20 protein-coding genes are annotated in these 18,381 nt (G+C 32.4%); 18 read left to right on the top strand and 2 right to left on the bottom strand.

The genetic code is table 11. The features are described from left to right. The first annotated feature begins 19 nt into the window (after positions 1-19). From DFQ07_RS04620 to atpG, 18 genes are all read left to right on the top strand, one after another. The gene (locus DFQ07_RS04620) at positions 20-721 is read left to right on the top strand and encodes a CoA transferase subunit A (protein WP_133535106.1); all 702 of its coding nucleotides are present in this window, start codon (positions 20-22) and stop codon (positions 719-721) included. 2 nt (positions 722-723) lie between these two features. Beyond that, positions 724-1,377, top strand: a complete 654-nt coding sequence (locus DFQ07_RS04615; RefSeq protein ID WP_133535105.1) for a 3-oxoacid CoA-transferase subunit B — start codon at positions 724-726, stop codon at positions 1,375-1,377. A 67-nt stretch (positions 1,378-1,444) separates the two neighbouring features. Next, positions 1,445-2,206 (top strand): exodeoxyribonuclease III, encoded by a 762-nt coding sequence (locus tag DFQ07_RS04610; RefSeq protein ID WP_133535104.1) that lies wholly within the window; start codon positions 1,445-1,447, stop codon positions 2,204-2,206. Positions 2,207-2,213: 7 nt separating this feature from the next. After that, complete coding sequence (locus tag DFQ07_RS04605) at positions 2,214-3,728, top strand: lytic transglycosylase domain-containing protein (protein ID WP_133535103.1); 1,515 nt, start codon at positions 2,214-2,216, stop codon at positions 3,726-3,728. A gap of 23 nt (positions 3,729-3,751) precedes the next feature. Further along, on the top strand, positions 3,752-4,738 hold the full coding sequence (locus DFQ07_RS04600) for a DUF4837 family protein (protein ID WP_133535102.1): 987 nt from the start codon (positions 3,752-3,754) through the stop codon (positions 4,736-4,738). 93 nt (positions 4,739-4,831) lie between these two features. Next, the gene (locus tag DFQ07_RS04595) at positions 4,832-5,332 is read left to right on the top strand and encodes a DUF1761 domain-containing protein (protein WP_133535101.1); all 501 of its coding nucleotides are present in this window, start codon (positions 4,832-4,834) and stop codon (positions 5,330-5,332) included. A gap of 117 nt (positions 5,333-5,449) precedes the next feature. Further along, positions 5,450-6,922 carry a DUF5687 family protein gene (locus DFQ07_RS04590; RefSeq protein ID WP_133535100.1) on the top strand — a complete coding sequence of 491 codons (1,473 nt, stop codon included), beginning with the start codon at positions 5,450-5,452 and terminating at the stop codon, positions 6,920-6,922. Positions 6,923-6,943: 21 nt separating this feature from the next. After that, positions 6,944-7,639: an ABC transporter ATP-binding protein gene (locus tag DFQ07_RS04585; protein WP_133535099.1), complete on the top strand. Its 696-nt coding sequence runs from the start codon at positions 6,944-6,946 to the stop codon at positions 7,637-7,639. A gap of 94 nt (positions 7,640-7,733) precedes the next feature. Then, complete coding sequence (gene porW, locus DFQ07_RS04580) at positions 7,734-9,962, top strand: type IX secretion system periplasmic lipoprotein PorW/SprE (protein ID WP_133535098.1); 2,229 nt, start codon at positions 7,734-7,736, stop codon at positions 9,960-9,962. Between the two features lie 21 nt (positions 9,963-9,983). Further along, the gene (locus DFQ07_RS04575; RefSeq protein ID WP_133535097.1) at positions 9,984-10,391 is read left to right on the top strand and encodes a bactofilin family protein; all 408 of its coding nucleotides are present in this window, start codon (positions 9,984-9,986) and stop codon (positions 10,389-10,391) included. Continuing rightward, positions 10,360-10,590 carry an AtpZ/AtpI family protein gene (locus tag DFQ07_RS04570; protein ID WP_133535096.1) on the top strand — a complete coding sequence of 77 codons (231 nt, stop codon included), beginning with the start codon at positions 10,360-10,362 and terminating at the stop codon, positions 10,588-10,590. Before DFQ07_RS04575 ends, DFQ07_RS04570 begins: the two co-directional genes overlap by 32 nt. Further along, positions 10,583-10,963, top strand: coding sequence for a DUF6168 family protein (locus DFQ07_RS04565; RefSeq protein ID WP_133535095.1), 381 nt, complete (start codon positions 10,583-10,585; stop codon positions 10,961-10,963). Before DFQ07_RS04570 ends, DFQ07_RS04565 begins: the two co-directional genes overlap by 8 nt. A gap of 134 nt (positions 10,964-11,097) precedes the next feature. Continuing rightward, entirely contained in the window at positions 11,098-12,216 is a 1,119-nt protein-coding gene (atpB, locus tag DFQ07_RS04560; RefSeq protein ID WP_133535094.1) for a F0F1 ATP synthase subunit A, read from the top strand. A gap of 44 nt (positions 12,217-12,260) precedes the next feature. Further along, positions 12,261-12,455, top strand: coding sequence for an ATP synthase F0 subunit C (atpE, locus tag DFQ07_RS04555; RefSeq protein ID WP_093670707.1), 195 nt, complete (start codon positions 12,261-12,263; stop codon positions 12,453-12,455). A gap of 107 nt (positions 12,456-12,562) precedes the next feature. After that, on the top strand, positions 12,563-13,063 hold the full coding sequence (locus DFQ07_RS04550; RefSeq protein ID WP_133535093.1) for a F0F1 ATP synthase subunit B: 501 nt from the start codon (positions 12,563-12,565) through the stop codon (positions 13,061-13,063). A gap of 7 nt (positions 13,064-13,070) precedes the next feature. Next, positions 13,071-13,628 (top strand): ATP synthase F1 subunit delta, encoded by a 558-nt coding sequence (gene atpH, locus DFQ07_RS04545; RefSeq protein WP_133535092.1) that lies wholly within the window; start codon positions 13,071-13,073, stop codon positions 13,626-13,628. A gap of 21 nt (positions 13,629-13,649) precedes the next feature. Further along, on the top strand, positions 13,650-15,230 hold the full coding sequence (gene atpA, locus DFQ07_RS04540) for a F0F1 ATP synthase subunit alpha (RefSeq protein ID WP_133535091.1): 1,581 nt from the start codon (positions 13,650-13,652) through the stop codon (positions 15,228-15,230). 62 nt (positions 15,231-15,292) lie between these two features. Beyond that, positions 15,293-16,153, top strand: coding sequence for an ATP synthase F1 subunit gamma (atpG, locus tag DFQ07_RS04535; RefSeq protein WP_133535090.1), 861 nt, complete (start codon positions 15,293-15,295; stop codon positions 16,151-16,153). Positions 16,154-16,226: 73 nt separating this feature from the next. Here the strand turns inward: atpG and DFQ07_RS04530 are convergent, their stop codons facing one another. Together DFQ07_RS04530 and DFQ07_RS04525 are read right to left on the bottom strand one after the other, a co-directional pair. Further along, entirely contained in the window at positions 16,227-17,285 is a 1,059-nt protein-coding gene (locus tag DFQ07_RS04530) for a hypothetical protein (protein WP_133535089.1), read from the bottom strand. A gap of 137 nt (positions 17,286-17,422) precedes the next feature. Continuing rightward, positions 17,423-18,301 (bottom strand): hypothetical protein, encoded by an 879-nt coding sequence (locus DFQ07_RS04525; RefSeq protein ID WP_133535088.1) that lies wholly within the window; start codon positions 18,299-18,301, stop codon positions 17,423-17,425. Positions 18,302-18,381: the final 80 nt, after the last annotated feature.

The following is an 18,381-nucleotide window of genomic DNA, read 5'->3' as shown; positions in this document are numbered from 1 at the left end:
TTAAAACACAACAACTACAATGATAAATAAAAAAGTAAATAACGTACACGAAGCATTAGAAGGTGTAAAAGACGGAATGACTTTTATGTTAGGAGGTTTCGGTTTATGCGGAATACCTGAAAATGCGATTGCTGAGTTAGTAAAAATAGGAGTAAAGGATGTTACTTGTATATCTAACAACGCAGGAGTTGATGATTTTGGTTTAGGATTATTACTACAAAATCGTCAAATCAAGAAAATGATTTCTTCTTACGTAGGAGAAAATGATGAGTTTGAACGTCAGATGCTTTCAGGTGAATTAGAAGTTGAGTTAACGCCACAAGGAACCCTAGCAGAAAAGTGTAGAGCAGCACAGGCAGGATTTCCGGCATTCTATACACCAGCAGGTTACGGAACAGAAGTAGCTGAAGGTAAAGAAACACGTGAGTTCGACGGAAAAATGTATGTATTAGAACCAGCTTTTAAAGCAGATTTCGCTTTTGTAAAAGCATGGAAAGGCGATGCTGCAGGAAACTTAATTTTTAAAGGAACCTCAAGAAACTTCAATCCAAACATGTGTGGGGCAGCCACAATTACTGTTGCCGAAGTGGAAGAGTTAGTTCCAGTAGGAGAATTAGATCCAAATCAAATTCATATTCCAGGAATTTTTGTACAACGTATTTTTCAAGGAGAGAAATACGAAAAAAGAATTGAGCAACGAACTGTAAGACAAAGAAGCTAGTTATGTTAGATAAAAACGGAATAGCGAAAAGAATCGCGAAAGAAGTAAAGAACGGATATTACGTAAATCTAGGTATCGGAATTCCAACATTAGTAGCCAATTTTGTTCGTGACGATATCGAGGTAGAATTTCAATCGGAAAATGGTGTTTTGGGTATGGGACCCTTCCCTTTTGATGGGGAAGAAGATGCTGATATTATCAATGCAGGAAAACAAACGATAACGACCATGCCAGGAGCAAGTTTTTTTGACTCAGCTATGAGTTTTTCAATGATTCGTGGTAAGCATGTTCATTTAACTATTTTAGGAGCGATGGAAGTTGCTGAAAATGGTGATATTGCTAACTGGAAAATACCAGGAAAAATGGTAAAAGGTATGGGCGGAGCGATGGATTTAGTAGCCTCAGCAGATAACATTATTGTAGCAATGATGCATACAAATAAGGCAGGTGAATCTAAATTACTAAAAAGATGTTCATTACCATTAACAGGTGTAGGTTGTGTTACAAAAATTGTAACCAATTTAGCAGTGTTAGAAATTAAAGACAATAAATTCTACTTGCTAGAAAGAGCTCCAGGGGTTTCTGTTGAAGAAATCCAAGCAGCCACTGAAGGAACTCTAATAGTGGAAGGAGACATCCCGGAAATGGAGATTTAACAAAATTATAGGATTAAAAAAAGACGTAAAGCATTATGCTTTACGTTTTTGTATTTTAAATAAATAGATGAAAATAATTTCATACAACGTAAACGGAATACGTGCTGCTTTAAAAAAAGGATTTATCGATTGGTTGCAAGCAGCAAGCCCTGATGTAATTTGTATTCAAGAAACCAAAGCACATAAAGAACAATTAGATGTAGCTGAGTTTGAAAATGCAGGCTACCCTCATCATTATTGGTTTTCAGCAGAGAAAAAAGGCTATTCATCAGTAGCTATTTTCTGTAAAAAAGAGCCCAATCATGTAGCATATGGAACCGGAATTGAATCTATGGATTTTGAAGGAAGAAACCTTCGTGTAGATTTTGATGAGGTATCAGTAATGAGCATGTATTTACCCTCAGGAACTAATGGAGAACGTTTAGGTTTTAAATTTAGGTACATGGATGAGATTCTTCAATATGCAACGGAGTTGAGAAAAGAAATTCCAAACTTAGTTATTTGTGGAGATTATAATATTTGTCATGAAGAAATAGATATTCACAATCCAAAAATGAAAGGAGTATCAGGGTTTTTGCCTGAAGAACGTGAGTGGTTAGGTAAGTTTATCGATAGTGGGTTTATTGATAGTTTCCGACATTTACATCCAGAAAAACAAGAGTATTCGTGGTGGAGTTATCGTGCAAATGCCAGAACAAATAACAAAGGTTGGCGTATTGATTATAACATGGTAGCTGAACCATTAAAAGATAAAATTTCAAGAGCATATATTTTACCCGAAGCAAAACATTCAGACCATTGTCCGATTGCAGTAGAACTAGATTTATAAAACCAAGATGAAGAAATTACTAACATTACTACTTTTTACAACTTCAATCATTGCTCAACAACCTGTTGATAGTCTTTTGGTGGCTAAAGATAGTGTTGGCGTTGGTTTTATAGTAAATGACTCCATAAATCCGACGCAAACTCAAGAATTATTTTCTACTGCAGATCTAAAAATGATTGATAGCTTATTGGTAGAAGAAAAGTTTAATTCATCGTTGTTTGATAGCATTCAGTATGTAATTAATGATAAAGATATTCTTGGTAATACAACTACAATTCTTACTACAGAATTATTAAAGAAAAGGTTACACGATTTAAATGTAAAAACGCCATTTCTTTTGGAATATAATCCTGCATTAGAAAAAGTAATTAATAGTTATTTAAAGTACAGAAAGAAATATTACCCAGCATTGATGGCTCGTGCTAAATATTATTTCCCAATGTTTGAGCAATATTTAGACCAATATGATATCCCTTTAGAAATGAAGTATCTGGCAATTGTTGAGTCAGCACTTCGTCCTGATGCACGTTCAAGAGTAGGGGCTACAGGTTTATGGCAGTTTATGTATGGAACAGGAATCCAGTTTGATTTAAAAGTAAACTCGTATGTAGATGAGCGACAAGATCCTGTAAAAGCAACCATTGCAGCATGTAAATATCTAAGCCAATTATACAAAATTTTTGATGATTGGGATTTAGCTCTGGCGGCTTACAATTCAGGTCCAGGAAATGTTACCAAAGCGATAAAACGTTCAGGAGGCTATAAAAATTACTGGAATATTCGTCCGTTTTTACCTCGTGAAACAGCAGGATATGTACCAGCATTTTATGCTACAATGTACATTTTTGAGTATGCCGATAAACATAATTTATACCCAGAAGCTCCGAAAATTTTCCATTTCGAAACCGATACCATTCGTGTAAAAAGGACGGTTAGTTTTGATCAGATTTCTGAAAAAACAGGTATCGATACTGAGTTGCTATCCTTTTTAAATCCGGCTTATAAATTAGATATTATCCCATATGTAAAAGAAAAGAATTATGCTGTTCGTTTGCCTCGAAGAGATATGATGAATTTTTTAGAAAAAGAAGAAGAAATTTATATACTGGCCAATGAAGATGATGCAAAAAGAGAAAAGCCATTACCTAAGTATTTTGAAATGGATAAACGGATTCGTTACAAAGTGCGAAGTGGAGATTTTTTAGGGAAGATAGCCAATAGATTTGGGGTTAGGGTAAGTGATATTAAACAATGGAACGGTTTACGAACACATCATTTAAAAGTAGGCCAACGGTTAAGTATATACCCGAAAAAAATGGCGATTCCTAAAGAGGTTTCTAAGAAAGAATATAAAGTGCCAACAGGTAAGCATGAAGTGTATGTTGTTAAAGAAGGAGATTCATTATGGACGATTTCAAAAAAGTATCCGTCAGTTTCTGTTGAAGAAATTAAAAAATGGAACAATATTTGGAGTGTTAAAAGTTTGAAACCGGGAATGAAACTCAAAATATTTAAAAGTTAAACAACTACGAAACATAATCAACTATGAAAAAACTAATATGCTTATTTGCATTAATCTTTATAACAGTATCTTGTAAAGGAGGGAAGGGAGATTATGTATTACCAACATCAACTGGTAATACTAACAAAATACTGGTTGTTATTAAAGGTAATGATTGGGATGGTAGAATTGGAGATGAAATTCGTACAGTTTTTGGCGAACACCAAGTAGGTTTACCACAACCTGAAACATTACTATCAGTAAGCCAAATAGATCCCATAGGATTTAAAGGCTTTATGAGAAATTCAAAAGCTGTTTTAATTGTTAGAGAAGGAGAGAAAGAAAGAATAGTAGTAGAGAAAAATAAATATGCCGCACCTCAAATACTAATTTACGCAACAGCAAAGAATAAAACAGGTCTTGTGAATTTAATTCGTAACAAAGGAAAAGAGATTATTAAATTATTTAAAGACGCTGATATTCAGTTTGCACAACGCATTTTTAAAAAAGAGCGAGTAGACGAAAATCAGTTTAAAACCATTAAAAAATTAGGAGTAACAATAGATATACCAAAGAGGTTTAATTTAGTTGAAGATACAGGAGATTTCTTATGGTTACGTCAACATTTAAAAAGTGGAATTGCTAGAGGAGATGGGTCCAATAATATTTTACTGTACAGTTATCCGTTAGAAGACGAAAATAAAGTGGCTGATAATATTACTGCAATGAGAGATGTCATTGGCGAAAAATATATCCCAGGAAGTAAAGAAGGGATGTATATGATAACTGAACAAGCTTATACACCTTTTACTTATGATGCAGAAATTGACGAAAAAAAGGCATATGAAACTCGTGGTAAATGGGAAGTGAAAAATGATTTTATGGCGGGGCCATTTATTAATTATACTATCATTGATAAAGAAAACAAACGAGTAATCGTTTTTGAAGGATTTACCTATGCGCCGTCAGTAAATAAACGAGATTTTATTTTTGAATTAGAAGCTATTGGAAAATCACTAAAAATAAAATAGAACACAAGTATATACCTACCATAGGAAAAGCATCAAATATTAATTTGATGCTTTTTTGTTATATTTGGTTGTAAACCAAAACTTTATATTCTTATGAAATTTAATTTTTTAATCACGGCGCTTGCTGCATTAGTCCCAATGATTATGGGATTTATTTGGTATGGTCCTATGCTTTTTAAAAACGCATGGATGAAAGAGGTCGGTTTTACCGATGAATCTACGAAAGACTCAAACATGGGGCTTATTTTTGGGTTGGCATATGTGCTTAGTTTTTTACTAGCTTTTATTTTACAAACTTTGGTAATACATCAATGGGGAGTACAGTCAACGTTAATGGGAGAGCCAGGTTTTGTAGAGGAAACAGGCGGTGCTTATGCATATTTTCAAGAGTTCATGTCTAATTTTGGCGACCGATTCAGAACTTTTAAGCATGGAGCTTTGCATGGAACAATGATTGGGTTGTTTGTAGGATTACCTCTTTTGGGTACTCAAGCATTATTTGAAAGAAAGAGTGTTAAATATGTACTTATCAATGTAGGATATTGGGTTATAACCCTAGCGCTGATGGGAGGAGTAATTTGTCAATGGGCATAAGAGATTCTTGTGATAATAAATAAAGGAAAGCATCAATTTTTAAAAATTGATGCTTTTTTATGTAACAAAAAATAGTAAAAAAAGACATATAAAGAAATCAACCAAACAAGTAACTAAATGATTAGACATTTTTTAAAGTTGGAGTGGAAACAATTTTTTCGCTCATCATATTTTGGTAAAAGCATAGCGCTTAAAATTATCATGGGCTTTTTTGCATTATATATGCTAGCCTCATTTTTAATGATAGGTATAGGAACTTATTTTATTATTGAAAAGGAATATCCAAGTGCAGATCCTTTATTGTTTGTAAATGGTTGGCTAATTTTTGTATTAGTAGGAGATTTAATCTTTCGTTATTTAATGCAGAAATTACCAGTGTTAAATATCAAACCGCTTCTTAATTTACCGGTAAAGAAAGAGAAATTAGTACATTTTGTACTAAGAAAATCGGCGTTTTCATTTTTTAACCTAATGCCTTTATTTTTTTACGTTCCTTTTTCGATAGTATTAATTGGTCAAGGGTATAATGTTCCTGGAGTTTTAGGGTGGTTGTTTTTAATGTTTACATTGGTGTTGAGTGCTAACTACATCAATTTTCTTATCAATAAAAACAATTATGCATTAGGGATAATGATTGCCGTTTTAGGTTCGTTGTTTTTAGTTAATAAGTACGAAATATTTAGCATAACTGATCTTTTCGCACCAGTTTTTCAATCAGTATATAACAACCCTGTTTTATCTCTTATTGGAGTGTTTGTGTTAGTAGGAGTATATTATGTGAACTTTAAATTGTTGCGTAGTAAAGTATATTTAGATGATGCAATAAAAAGTAAAGAAGAAGTTGCTTCTTCGGCTGATTTGTCTTTTGTAGATAAATTAGGAGACGTGGCTCCATTTATAAAAAATGATATTCGACAAATTTGGAGAAATAAACGTACCAAAACGGTATTTTTTATGTCGTTTATATTTCTTTTTTATGGAACTATTTTCTTTGGAGAAGAAACGTACCGAGTAAAAATGCCTGCTTTTTTAGTCTTTGCAGCCATATTTGTTACAGGAGGATTTACACTTAATTATGGGCAATTTATTCCTGCTTGGGATAGCGAATATTACAATATGATTATGAGTCAGAATATTCGTTATCGAAAATTTTTAGAAAGTAAATGGTACTTGATGGTAGTTGTTTCATTAACACTATATTTATTAAGTATTCCTTATGCTTACTTCTATGGATTAGATATTTTTTTGATGATAACAGCTGGAGCCATTTTTAATATTGGGTTTAACTCATTGTTTTTGTTATTTGCAGGTTCTTTTAACAGAAAACGAATAGACTTAAACAAAAGCGGATTTTCTAACTATCAAGGTACCAGTGCAACGCAGTTTTTAATTATAATTCCAATTATGGGAGTGCCTATGTTGTTGTTCTGGGTTTTTAACAAGTTTGTAAGTTTTAATGCAGGAGTTTTAGCTATTGCTATTGCAGGAGTACTTGCATTAGCATTTAAAAACTACTTTATGAACTTGATAGAAAACAGGTATATCCAAAATAAATACGCAGCAATTCACGCATTCAGCCAAAAATCATAACTAAACTTAAAATAGCATAAAATGATATCAATAGATAATATTTCAAAAACATACGGAACCACACAAGTTTTAAACCTTGAAAACTTACAAATACCAAGTGGACAATCTTTTGGATTGGTAGGAAATAACGGAGCAGGAAAAACAACATTATTTAACTTGTTGTTAGATTTGATTCGACCAACAACAGGTAAAATTGTAAATAACGAAGTAGTTGTAAATAAGAGTGAAGATTGGAAAACATTTACAGGGTCGTTTATTGATGAAACTTTTTTAATTGGCTACTTAACTCCTGAAGAATATTTTGATTTTGTAGGCGATTTACGAGGAATGAATAAAGCAGATGTTCAAGGGTTTTTAAGTCAGTTTGAAGAGTTTTTCAACGATGAAATTTTAGGAAAGAAGAAATACTTACGAAGTTTAAGTAAAGGAAATCAGAAAAAAGTAGGTATTGTTGCAGCAATGATGGGAAATCCACAAGTAGTTATTTTAGACGAACCTTTTGCTAATTTAGATCCTACCACACAAATTCGATTAAAAAAACTAATTAAAACCTTAACTGATAATAAAGAGGTTACTGTATTAGTTTCTAGTCACGATTTAAGCCATGTAACTGAAGTTTGTGAGAGAATAGTAGTTTTAGATAAAGGACAGGTGGTAAGAGACATCAACACATCACAAGAAACCTTGCAAGAATTAGAGAGTTATTTTTCTGCTTAAAATAAGGTTAAAATCACCTTATAATTATTATTTTTACCTTTTTACGTACAAAAAACACGATTATAACGTTGTTGTACAGTAAAAGCATTATCGTATGAGAAAAGGGGGCAAAATAATAATATTCAGTGTTTTAGCAGCTATCGTGTATTCGTGTAGTGTAAAAAAAGATGCTTTTGTAAACCGAAGTTATCACGCAGTTACCACTAAATACAATGTGCTTTTTAATGGAGAACAGGCTTATTTAAAAGGGCTTAAAGAAATTCAAGATAAGCATGAAGATAACTTTTGGAAACGTCTGCAAATTGAACCTATAACTTTTGATGAAAGTGTAATAGATACTAAAGTCTTAACACCTGGTACAGGGTTTGATGCTACTGAAGAAGAAGAAAATAAAAATTTAACTCCTTTTGAAAAAGCAGAAGAAAAAGCAGTAAAGGCCATTCAAACCCACTCTATGAATATTAATGGTTATGAAAAGAATAGCCAGATAGATGATGCGTATTTGTTGTTAGGGAAAGCAAGATATTACACACAACGTTTTATCCCAGCTTTAGAGGCTTTTAATTATGTTATTGCGAATTATCCAAAAGCAAATTTAAATTACGAGACAAAAATTTGGAGGGCTAAAACAAACATTCGTTTAGACAATGAAAAAAGAGCAATTGAAACACTTCGATTATTGTTAGATGTTTTAGACGAAACTGAAAAGATAAACAAATCAACAAAAGAACATGCCTATACAGCCATGGCTATGGCGTATGAAAAAACAGATACCATTCAAAAAGTGGTAGATTATCTGAAATTAGCAACAAAAACACACTACAATAAAGAACAAACAGCTCGTAATATGTTTGTGTTAGGACAAATTTATAGTGAGTTAAACAGAAAAGATTCTGCACGAATGGTGTTTAAAAAACTAGCAGAAAGTAGAAAAGCACCACACAGATTTCGTATTAGGGCTGATATTGAATTAGCCAAGAATACTCCGAATGATTCCGCATCGATAGTTGTGTTAGCTAGATTAAAGAAGTTAATAAAAAACACGGACAATCGTAAGTTTTTAAACGCTTTATATTATCAAGCAGGTGTTTTAGAGGAGGGAAGAAACAATCCAGAGAAAGCAGCAGAGTATTATAAAAAATCGTTAGAAGCTAAACACAATAATAATTATCAAAAAACCTATGCCTATGAACGTTTGGGTGATATGGCTTTTGGAAAAGAAGATTATTTGTTAGCAGGATCGTATTACGACAGTGTAATGCAAGTGGTTTCAAAAGAGTTCGACCAAGAAAAAAGAATACGAAGAATTCGTAGAAAAAATAAAGGGCTTACTACTTTAAGAAAGTATGAAGAAACAGTAAAAAAGAATGATAGTATTCTTAAACTTGTAGCGATGACCCCAGATGAAAGAACTTCTTTCTTTGAAGCATACATCGAAAAAATCAAAAAAGAAGACGAAGAAAAAAGGCAACAGTTATTAAATGCTCAAAATTTTGGAAGTAGTTTTGGAGGAGGAGCTTCTATAAATAATAGTTCCAACAAAGGCAAGTGGTATTTTTATAACACACAAGCATTAGGTTTTGGTAGGGCGGAGTTTCAAAAGATATGGGGAACACGTCCGTTAGAAGATAATTGGAGACTATCTGATAAATCTATTAATGTTATTGATGATATAGCTACCAATGAAGAAACAAAAGTAAACAAGAGGTATGAACTTTCTACTTATTTAGATGTCATTCCTACAGATGAAAAAGTGATTGCTGATTTGGTTTTAGAGCGTAACGATGCGTTGTATCAATTAGGATTGATTTATAAAGAGCAGTTTAAAAATTCTTCATTAGCCATTAAAAATTTAGAACGTTTAAATGAAGTACGTACAAATAACCAATTAGAATTACCTATAAGTTATCATTTATACCAAATTTATAAAGAAGAGAACAACTTAGCTAAAGCTGATGAGTATAAGAATATCATCTTACAAAAGTACCCAGAAACAAGATTTGCTCAAATAATTAAGAACCCTGATACTAAGCTTGTAGAGGAGAAAAAAGAAGATGAAATTTTAAATAAATACAAAGAAATATATTACACATATAAAGAAAATAAGTTTGAAGAAGCTGTTACTGAGGTAGATAATTTTTTACCAACGCTAAAAAATTCAAATTTAATTCCTAAGTTTGCACTCCTAAAAGCCTTGGCTATAGGTAAGTATCAAAATAAAGAAACGTATAAGCAAGCGTTAGAATTTGTAGCTGTTAGTTACGCAACTACAGAAGAAGGTAAAAAAGCAAAAGAAATTATAGAACAATTAAATAAAAAATAAACACCCTTAAATTCCCCAAATATGTTTAGTAAAGAAAACAAAAAAGCAGGCGAGAATAAAGTTGCAGAAAGAAATGTTATTGGACAAAACACTAAAATAACTGGAGAAATAATTTCAGAAGGAGATTTTAGAATCGATGGAACTTTAGAAGGAACTATACAAACCAGCGGTAGAGTAGTTATAGGTAATACAGGTCTTATTAAAGGAAAGGTAGAATGTACTAATGCTGATGTAGAAGGTAAATTTACAGGAGAGTTGTCGGTGTCAAATACCTTAACTGTTAAATCTTCAGCGATAATTAATGGTGATGTAGTAATAGGTAAACTTTCTGTTGAACCAGGAGCAGCATTTAACGCTACGTGTGCTATGAAAGGAGCGGTAAAAGAATTAAATAAAAATGAGCAAGGACTCAAAGAAAAAACCGCTTAGTAAATACATTCGATTCACAGGAATCGGACTTCAAATGGGTTTAACCATTTATCTAGGAAGTTTACTAGGTGAATGGTTAGATTCCAAATATCCTAACGACGATCAACTATATACCAAAATATGTACATTGGTGGCAGTTTTTGGAGCCATGTTTTCTGTGATTCGTCAAGTTTCAAAAATATCAAAAGAGAATGATTAAACGCATTTTGTATTTTCTTACTGCTATTATTTTATTGTTTACAGTAAGTTATTTTCCACATGATTATATTGTAAATTCAAAAGAAATTCACTTATCATTTTCGTTAATATCGATATATTTATTTCATGTTGTTGCGGCAATTATTGTGTACTCAATTGTTGAGTTTGTTGCTGAAAAATTACCAAATCAAGCAGGGTATGCTTATTTAGCCTCTATTTTTTTAAAAATAGGGCTCTTTGTTTTAATTTTTCAAGCATCAGTATTTGTGAATGAACAACTTTCTAAACCCGAGAGAATTTCTTTGGTAATTCCTTTGTTCTTGTTTTTAATAGTTGAAGCTATAGCAGTTTCAAAACTATTGAATAACAAATAGTTCTGTTTTTTAATGTTAAAAATTTCCACTTTAAAAAGTTTGAGAAAACTAAGCTAAAAAAAGATTTGTAGTTTTAATTAAATGTGTACCTTTGCACGGAAATTTAGAGACCATAATTCTATATTTAGTAAGGTATGACGATAGCAAAAAAACCTATCTATTTTTTAACGGTATTAGCAATAGTATTTAGTTCATTTACAGCGTTTGCTGGAGGTGGAGAGACTTCAGGTAAAGAAGGGCAGATTAACACTCAAGAGGGGATAAATGCCTACATTAAACATCACTTAGCGGATTCACACGATTTTACATTGTTTTCGTATACAAACGATGCAGGTGAACGTAAACATGTTGGTTTTCCGTTACCAGTAATTGTTTGGACTAGCAAAGGATTGAAAACATTTATGTCTTCTGCGTTCCATCACAATGATGATGGACACGTAGTTGTAGAAAAAGACGGAGTTAAGTTAGCTAAAATTCATAGCAAGATTTACGAATTAGAAGAAGGTGCTGAACATGTTTCTTTTGATGAGCATCACCATGCAACAAATGCACACAAAGCGTTAGATTTTTCTATTACTAAGAGTGTAATGGGAATGTTGTTAGCTGGTTTGTTAATGTTTTTAGGATTTGGTTCGTTAGCTAGAGGTTATAAAAAAGGAGCGATTCCAACAGGGGTTGGAAGAGTGTTAGAGCCATTAGTATTATATGTAAGAGATGAGATTGCACGACCAAATATTGGTGAAAAGCATTACCGTAAGTTTATGGGCTTCTTGTTAACTGTATTTTTCTTTATCTGGATTTTAAATTTAATGGGATTAACTCCATTAGGGTTTAACGTTACAGGTCAAATTGCAGTAACAGTTTGTTTAGCTTTATTTACTTTTATAATCGTACAGTTTAGTGGTAATAAAGATTATTGGAAACACATCTTTTGGATGCCAAACGTACCAATTCCAATGAAAATCATCTTAGCACCTATCGAAGTGTTAGGTATGTTAACGAAGCCATTTGCATTATTAATACGTTTATTTGCAAACATGACTGCAGGTCACTTCGTAGTAATGAGCTTAATTGCTTTAATGATTACATTAAAGAGTCAATTCGGAGCAGTTGGTTCAACTGGATTATCATTAGCGTTAGCATTGTTTATTTCAGTAATTGAAATATTGGTAGCGTTCTTACAAGCATTTATTTTTACAATGTTATCATCGTTATTTATTGGAATGGCGGTAGAAGAACACGACCATCATTAATTTAGAATTAAGAATTTGTTTAATTTATATAAATCAAGATAAGTATGGTAACTTATAATTTAATTGGAGCAGGATTAATCGTAATCGGTGGAGGAATCGGATTAGGTCAAATCGGTGGAAAAGCAATGGAAGGAATTGCTCGTCAACCTGAGGCAGCTGGTAAAATCCAAACAGCGATGATCATCATCGGAGCATTATTAGAAGGTTTAGCATTTGGTGCTTTAATCTTAGGAAAATAATTCCGACACAAAACAGCAGTAAAACATTTTCCTGTAACGGTTGGTTGCAGGAAATGTTTTCAAATTAAACAAAACAAAATAATTAAAAAGAATAAATTTCATATACAATGGATCAGTTATTAAATGATTTTTCTCCAGGGTTGTTTATTATGCAAGCAATCATTTTAGTAATCTTACTTTTCTTAATGATTAAGTTTGCTTGGAAACCTATTATGAACTCTTTAACAGAAAGAGAAGAAGGTATTCAAAACGCATTAGATCAAGCAGAGAACGCTCGTAAAGAAATGCAAAATTTACAAGCAGATAATGATAGATTGTTAAAAGAAGCAAGAGCTGAGAGAGATGCAATGATGAAAGAAGCTCGTGAAATTAAAGATACCATTATTGCTGAAGCTAAAGAAGAAGCGCATGAACAAGCGACTATTTTAATCGAAAATGCTAAAGCGACTATTAAACAAGAGCAACAAGCAGCTATTGCTGAGTTAAAGAAGAAAGTTGGAGACTTATCTATCGAAATAGCTCAGAAAGTTGTGAGAAAAGAATTAGCTTCACAAGACGATCAATTAAGACTTGTTGAAGGAATGTTAGAAGAGGTTACTTTAAACTAATCAGTAGATGAAAGAAGCAAGACCAGCATTACGTTACGCCAAAGCAGTTTTAAACTTAGCTAAAGATACAGGAAGTGAATCTTTAGTAAACGATAATATGAAGTTAATCGTAGATACAATTGCTGGAAGTGACGATTTAAAAACGATGCTTAAAAGTCCTGTAATTAAAGCTGCAGATAAGCGTAAAGTTTTAAATGCACTTTTTGATGATAAAGTAGATAACATCGTAAAAGGGTTATTTAATTTATTAGGGGAAAATAAACGTATGTTAATGTTAGATTCTATTGCTAGGCAATATTCTATAATATACGATTATTATAAGAGCATGCAAGTTGCTAAAGTTACTACAGCGGTAACTTTAACAAAAGAAATAGAAGATAAAATACAAGCAAAGATTGTAGCACTTACAGGAAACAATGCGAGTATTGAAAATATAGTAAATCCTGATATTTTAGGAGGATTTATCTTACGTGTTGGAGATATGCAGTACGATGCAAGTATCTCTAATCAATTTAATAAGTTAAGGAGAGAATTTGACAACAGTCATTACATTCCAAAAATTTAATTATACATCAAAAGAAATAAGATGGCAGCAATTAAACCAGCTGAAGTATCAGCAATTTTAAAGGAACAATTAACAAATTTTGAGTCTAAGGCTTCATTAAACGAAGTAGGGACTGTATTACAAGTAGGTGATGGTATTGCACGTGTTTATGGATTATCTAACGTACAATACGGTGAATTAGTAGAATTCGATAACGGATTAGAAGGTATCGTATTAAACTTAGAGGAAGATAATGCAGGGGTTGTATTATTAGGAGCTTCAACTTCAGTAAGAGAAGGGTCTACTGTAAAGCGTACAGAAAGAATTGCTTCTTTAAGAGCTGGAGAAGGAATTGTAGGACGTGTTGTAAATACATTAGGACAACCAATTGATGGTAAAGGACCAATAGAAGGAACTACTTATGAAATGCCTTTAGAGCGTAGAGCTCCAGGAGTAATTTTTCGTGAGCCAGTAACTGAACCTTTACAAACTGGTATCAAGTCTATCGATGCAATGATTCCAGTTGGTCGTGGTCAACGTGAGTTAATTATTGGTGACCGTCAAACAGGTAAATCAACAGTTGCTCTTGATACTATCTTAAATCAAAAAGAATTTTATGATGCAGGACAACCAGTGTACTGTATCTATGTAGCTATCGGTCAAAAAGCTTCAACAGTAGCAGCTATTGCTAACATGTTAGAAGAAAAAGGAGCGTTAGCATATACAACAATAGTTGCTGCAAATGCATCTGATCCTGCTGCAATGCAAGTATACGCACCTTTCGCAGGAGCTGCAATTGGTGAATATTTCCGTGATACTGGTAGACCAGCTTTAATTATTTATGATGATTTATCTAAACAAGCTGTTGCTTACCGTGAAATTTCATTATTATTAAGAAGACCACCAGGACGTGAAGCATATCCTGGAGATGTATTCTACTTACACTCAAGATTATTAGAGCGTGCTGCAAAAGTTATCAATGATGATAAAATTGCAAGTGAAATGAATGATTTACCAGATTCTTTAAAAGGAATTGTTAAAGGTGGAGGTTCTTTAACTGCATTACCAATTATTGAAACACAAGCGGGAGACGTATCAGCATATATTCCAACAAACGTAATTTCGATTACCGATGGTCAAATTTTCTTAGAGTCAGATTTATTCAACTCTGGGGTTCGTCCAGCAATTAACGTAGGTATCTCTGTATCACGTGTAGGAGGTAACGCACAGATTAAATCAATGAAGAAAGTATCAGGTACTTTAAAGTTAGATCAAGCTCAGTACCGTGAATTAGAAGCATTCGCTAAGTTTGGTTCTGATTTAGATGCTGCTACCATGAACGTAATTGAAAAAGGTAAGCGTAACGTAGAAATCTTAAAGCAAGCTCAAAACGATCCTTATACTGTAGAAGATCAGGTAGCTATCATCTATGCAGGTTCTAAAAACTTGTTAAAAGATGTACCTGTAAATAAGGTAAAAGAATTTGAAAGAGATTATTTAGAGTACTTAAATGCTAAGCATAGAGATGCTTTAGATACTTTAAAAGCAGGGAAATTAACTGATGAAGTGATTGATACTTTAACAGACGCTGCTAAAGAAATTTCAGCTAAATTCTCAGCTTAATAATACTAAAAACAACATCCCCGTGTAACAACGGGGGTTTTATAAATTTTAGGTTCAATTAAATGGCAAACTTAAAAGAAATACGTAACAGAATTACTTCGATTAAATCAACAATGCAGATTACCTCTGCCATGAAAATGGTATCGGCTGCTAAGTTGAAAAAAGCTCAAGATGCAATTACAGCAATGCGTCCGTATTCATCAAAGCTTACCGAATTATTACAAAGCTTAAGCGCTACTTTAGATAGTGATGCAGGTGGTGTATATTCAACACAAAGAGAAGTAAATAAAGTTTTATTGGTTAGCATAACTTCAAACAGAGGTTTATGTGGTGGTTTTAACTCATCTATCATTAAAGAAACAGTTAAAACAATCAATAAAAAATATAACGATGTTGCTGTTGATATACTGACTATTGGTAAAAAAGGAAATGATATTTTATCAAAAGATTATACGATTATTGAAAACAGAAATGATGTTTTTGATGATTTAACTTTTGATAACGTTGCTCAAATTGCTGAACAGTTAATGAATTTATATGTAGATGGTTCTTATGATAAAATAGAAATCATTTACAATAGATTTAAAAACGCAGCTACTCAAATACCGCAAGTAGAACAATTCTTACCAATTCAACCTGTAGAAAGCGATGCTAATGTGAATTTAGATTACATTTTTGAGCCTTCTAAAGAAGAGATTGTATTAGAATTAATTCCAAAGTCATTAAAAACGCAATTATACAAAGCAATTCGTGATTCATTTGCTGCCGAACACGGTGCTCGTATGACTGCAATGCATAAAGCAACAGATAATGCTACGGAATTACGTGATGAGTTATTATTAACTTATAACAAAGCTCGTCAAGCTGCTATTACAAATGAAATTTTAGAAATCGTTGGTGGAGCAGAAGCTTTAAATAACTAAGAATACTTATTAAAGTTATATAAAAAAGGTTGTCTATTAAGACAACCTTTTTCTTTTGCATTATATTTATATTCTACTCAAAATCTGATGAATGATAATAGTTTTCAGGAGTAATTGGGTATGATCCATCTTCAAAAAACTGATTCATAATTCGAGTTGTAACAGGACTAATACCAATACTTACACCATCAACATCATGCGGGTATGTCATGTTAGAAGAGTGGTTATAACCAATGGTATGACCTATTTCGTGAGCTGCAATAAAACCTGTTTCTTTACGAATATAGTCTCTAAGTACATGTTCGGCAAAGCCCAGAGTAGAACCACCTCCTAAGCCAGAAACATTAACAACTTTACCACAGTTATAACGTGTTTTGTTAATAATAGAGTTATAAGCGGCTTCCTTTTCACTTTTTGTTAATGGAGTTGTTCCGTCATTGCCTATGATGTTTTCATTCATAAACTCATTTTTAAAATCGTCAGAAGCAAATATTAAACCTAGATTAATCATTAAACCTGAAAAACGGCGAATATCTTTAGCGCTAATGTCCTCAGCCCAATTATTACTGGTGTCATTCTCTGGATCGAAATCATGATATTTTATGACCCATTTTAATTTGTTTAAGCCTTTAAGTTGTTGAATAACCTCGCTATCACCAGTAAAGTCAAAAGAAATATCACTAGGATTTATACCTGTTTCTTTAAACATCGAAAGATCAACTTCTTGGTTACTTGTATTTAAAAATAAAGAAGTGTTATCTATAAAAGGATAATTAATTTCCTGCTTACCATGAGCTCTTATCTTATCAATTTTAAATAGCTTAATGGGTTTAAGGAATCCTTCTGTTTCAATTGTCGCGGTAATTGTAATGTCTTCTATATCTATAGGAGCGAAATTAGCCACTTCAATAGTGGTGTTATCAATAGGTTTTACTCGTATTACTTTACTAATTTCATAAGCTCTCCATTCTGAAGTCATTGTAGATAACTCTTCACCATCTTGAAACATGAGGCTAGAGTTGGTTTCAGAATCAAACGAGTAGTTTTTAAGATCAACATTAGGAATAGTTTCTTTATCACTACAGGATAGGATTAAGAATGAACAAACCAAAGTTCTAAACAGTACTTTCATATATTATAATTTAAGGGGTTTATTTCGCGAATATAAAACTTACAAACCATTACTTTTTGAAAGTTTTTATTTCTTAGAAATTCTCCTAAAGAGAAAGCAAGTATAAATTCAGTGTAGAAAACTAGCTAACGAAAAAATTAAGCAGAGGCTAGGCTTTTTGAAACCACGGATTTTTTAGAATTCTTTTTTGTTAAATACAGATAAACCAACAAAGGAATCATCCCATGTGGCAATCTGTAAATCATTAAGTATGTGTATTGATGTACAATGCTTAAAGAGATGTCATAATGCAAGCCACTTATAATTCTGGCAAAAGCCGTTATAAAACCCCAAAAACAAGCATATACCAAAACAGGTCTTGAAAATTTAGGAATGAATATGGCAATAGCGATGACAAAATCTAAGATACCAGCTAAAAATAGTAGGTTTTTAGCCATTTCCTCTTGAATAGGTAATATATTTAACGTCATTGTAACAAAGTCGCCTGGTAAAGGATAAAAAACACCAATAGCGTACATTCCATGACAAGTAAAGGTTAACGCAATAAAAATTTTTAAGTAAAAAACTAAGAGCGAAGTATTTTTATCTTTTAAGAAGTATAATAAAGCAACAGGTACTCCAAACTGAATTGTATGCTCAAAAAACATTATTAAATGATAAAACTTATCCTTGGTAATCATCAAAGCCAAAAAAATTAAACTTACAGCTCCCAATGTTAAAACATTACCCATCCATTTTTTTGAGTTTTCATTAATTGCAATTGAAATGACGGCGCATATTACATACAATATACCAATGCTTCTGGTTAAAATTTGTATAGCGTAATCTGTGTTTAGGTTGGTAACATATGATTGCCAAGTAGTATCAAAAACAAAGTTAATTATAGGTTCTAGTAATTTTTGATCCCAAAAGAAACTTCGATAGGGAGCATCCCAAAATAAATGTTGATAGGCTCTTCCGAAAAAGATAAAAAAAGAACTAATTTTTAAGAACTGAAGAAGGGTTTTGTTATTCATGAATAAAGGTTTAAACAAATGTAAATATAGGGCTATCGTACTTTGTTAAAATAAGATTAGTAAACTATAAAACTATAGTT

The organism is Tenacibaculum caenipelagi (genome assembly GCF_004363005.1).
Taxonomy (GTDB): domain Bacteria; phylum Bacteroidota; class Bacteroidia; order Flavobacteriales; family Flavobacteriaceae; genus Polaribacter; species Polaribacter caenipelagi.
Note: the sequence above shows the minus strand (reverse complement) of the source record. Positions and strands in the feature narration are given on the sequence as shown.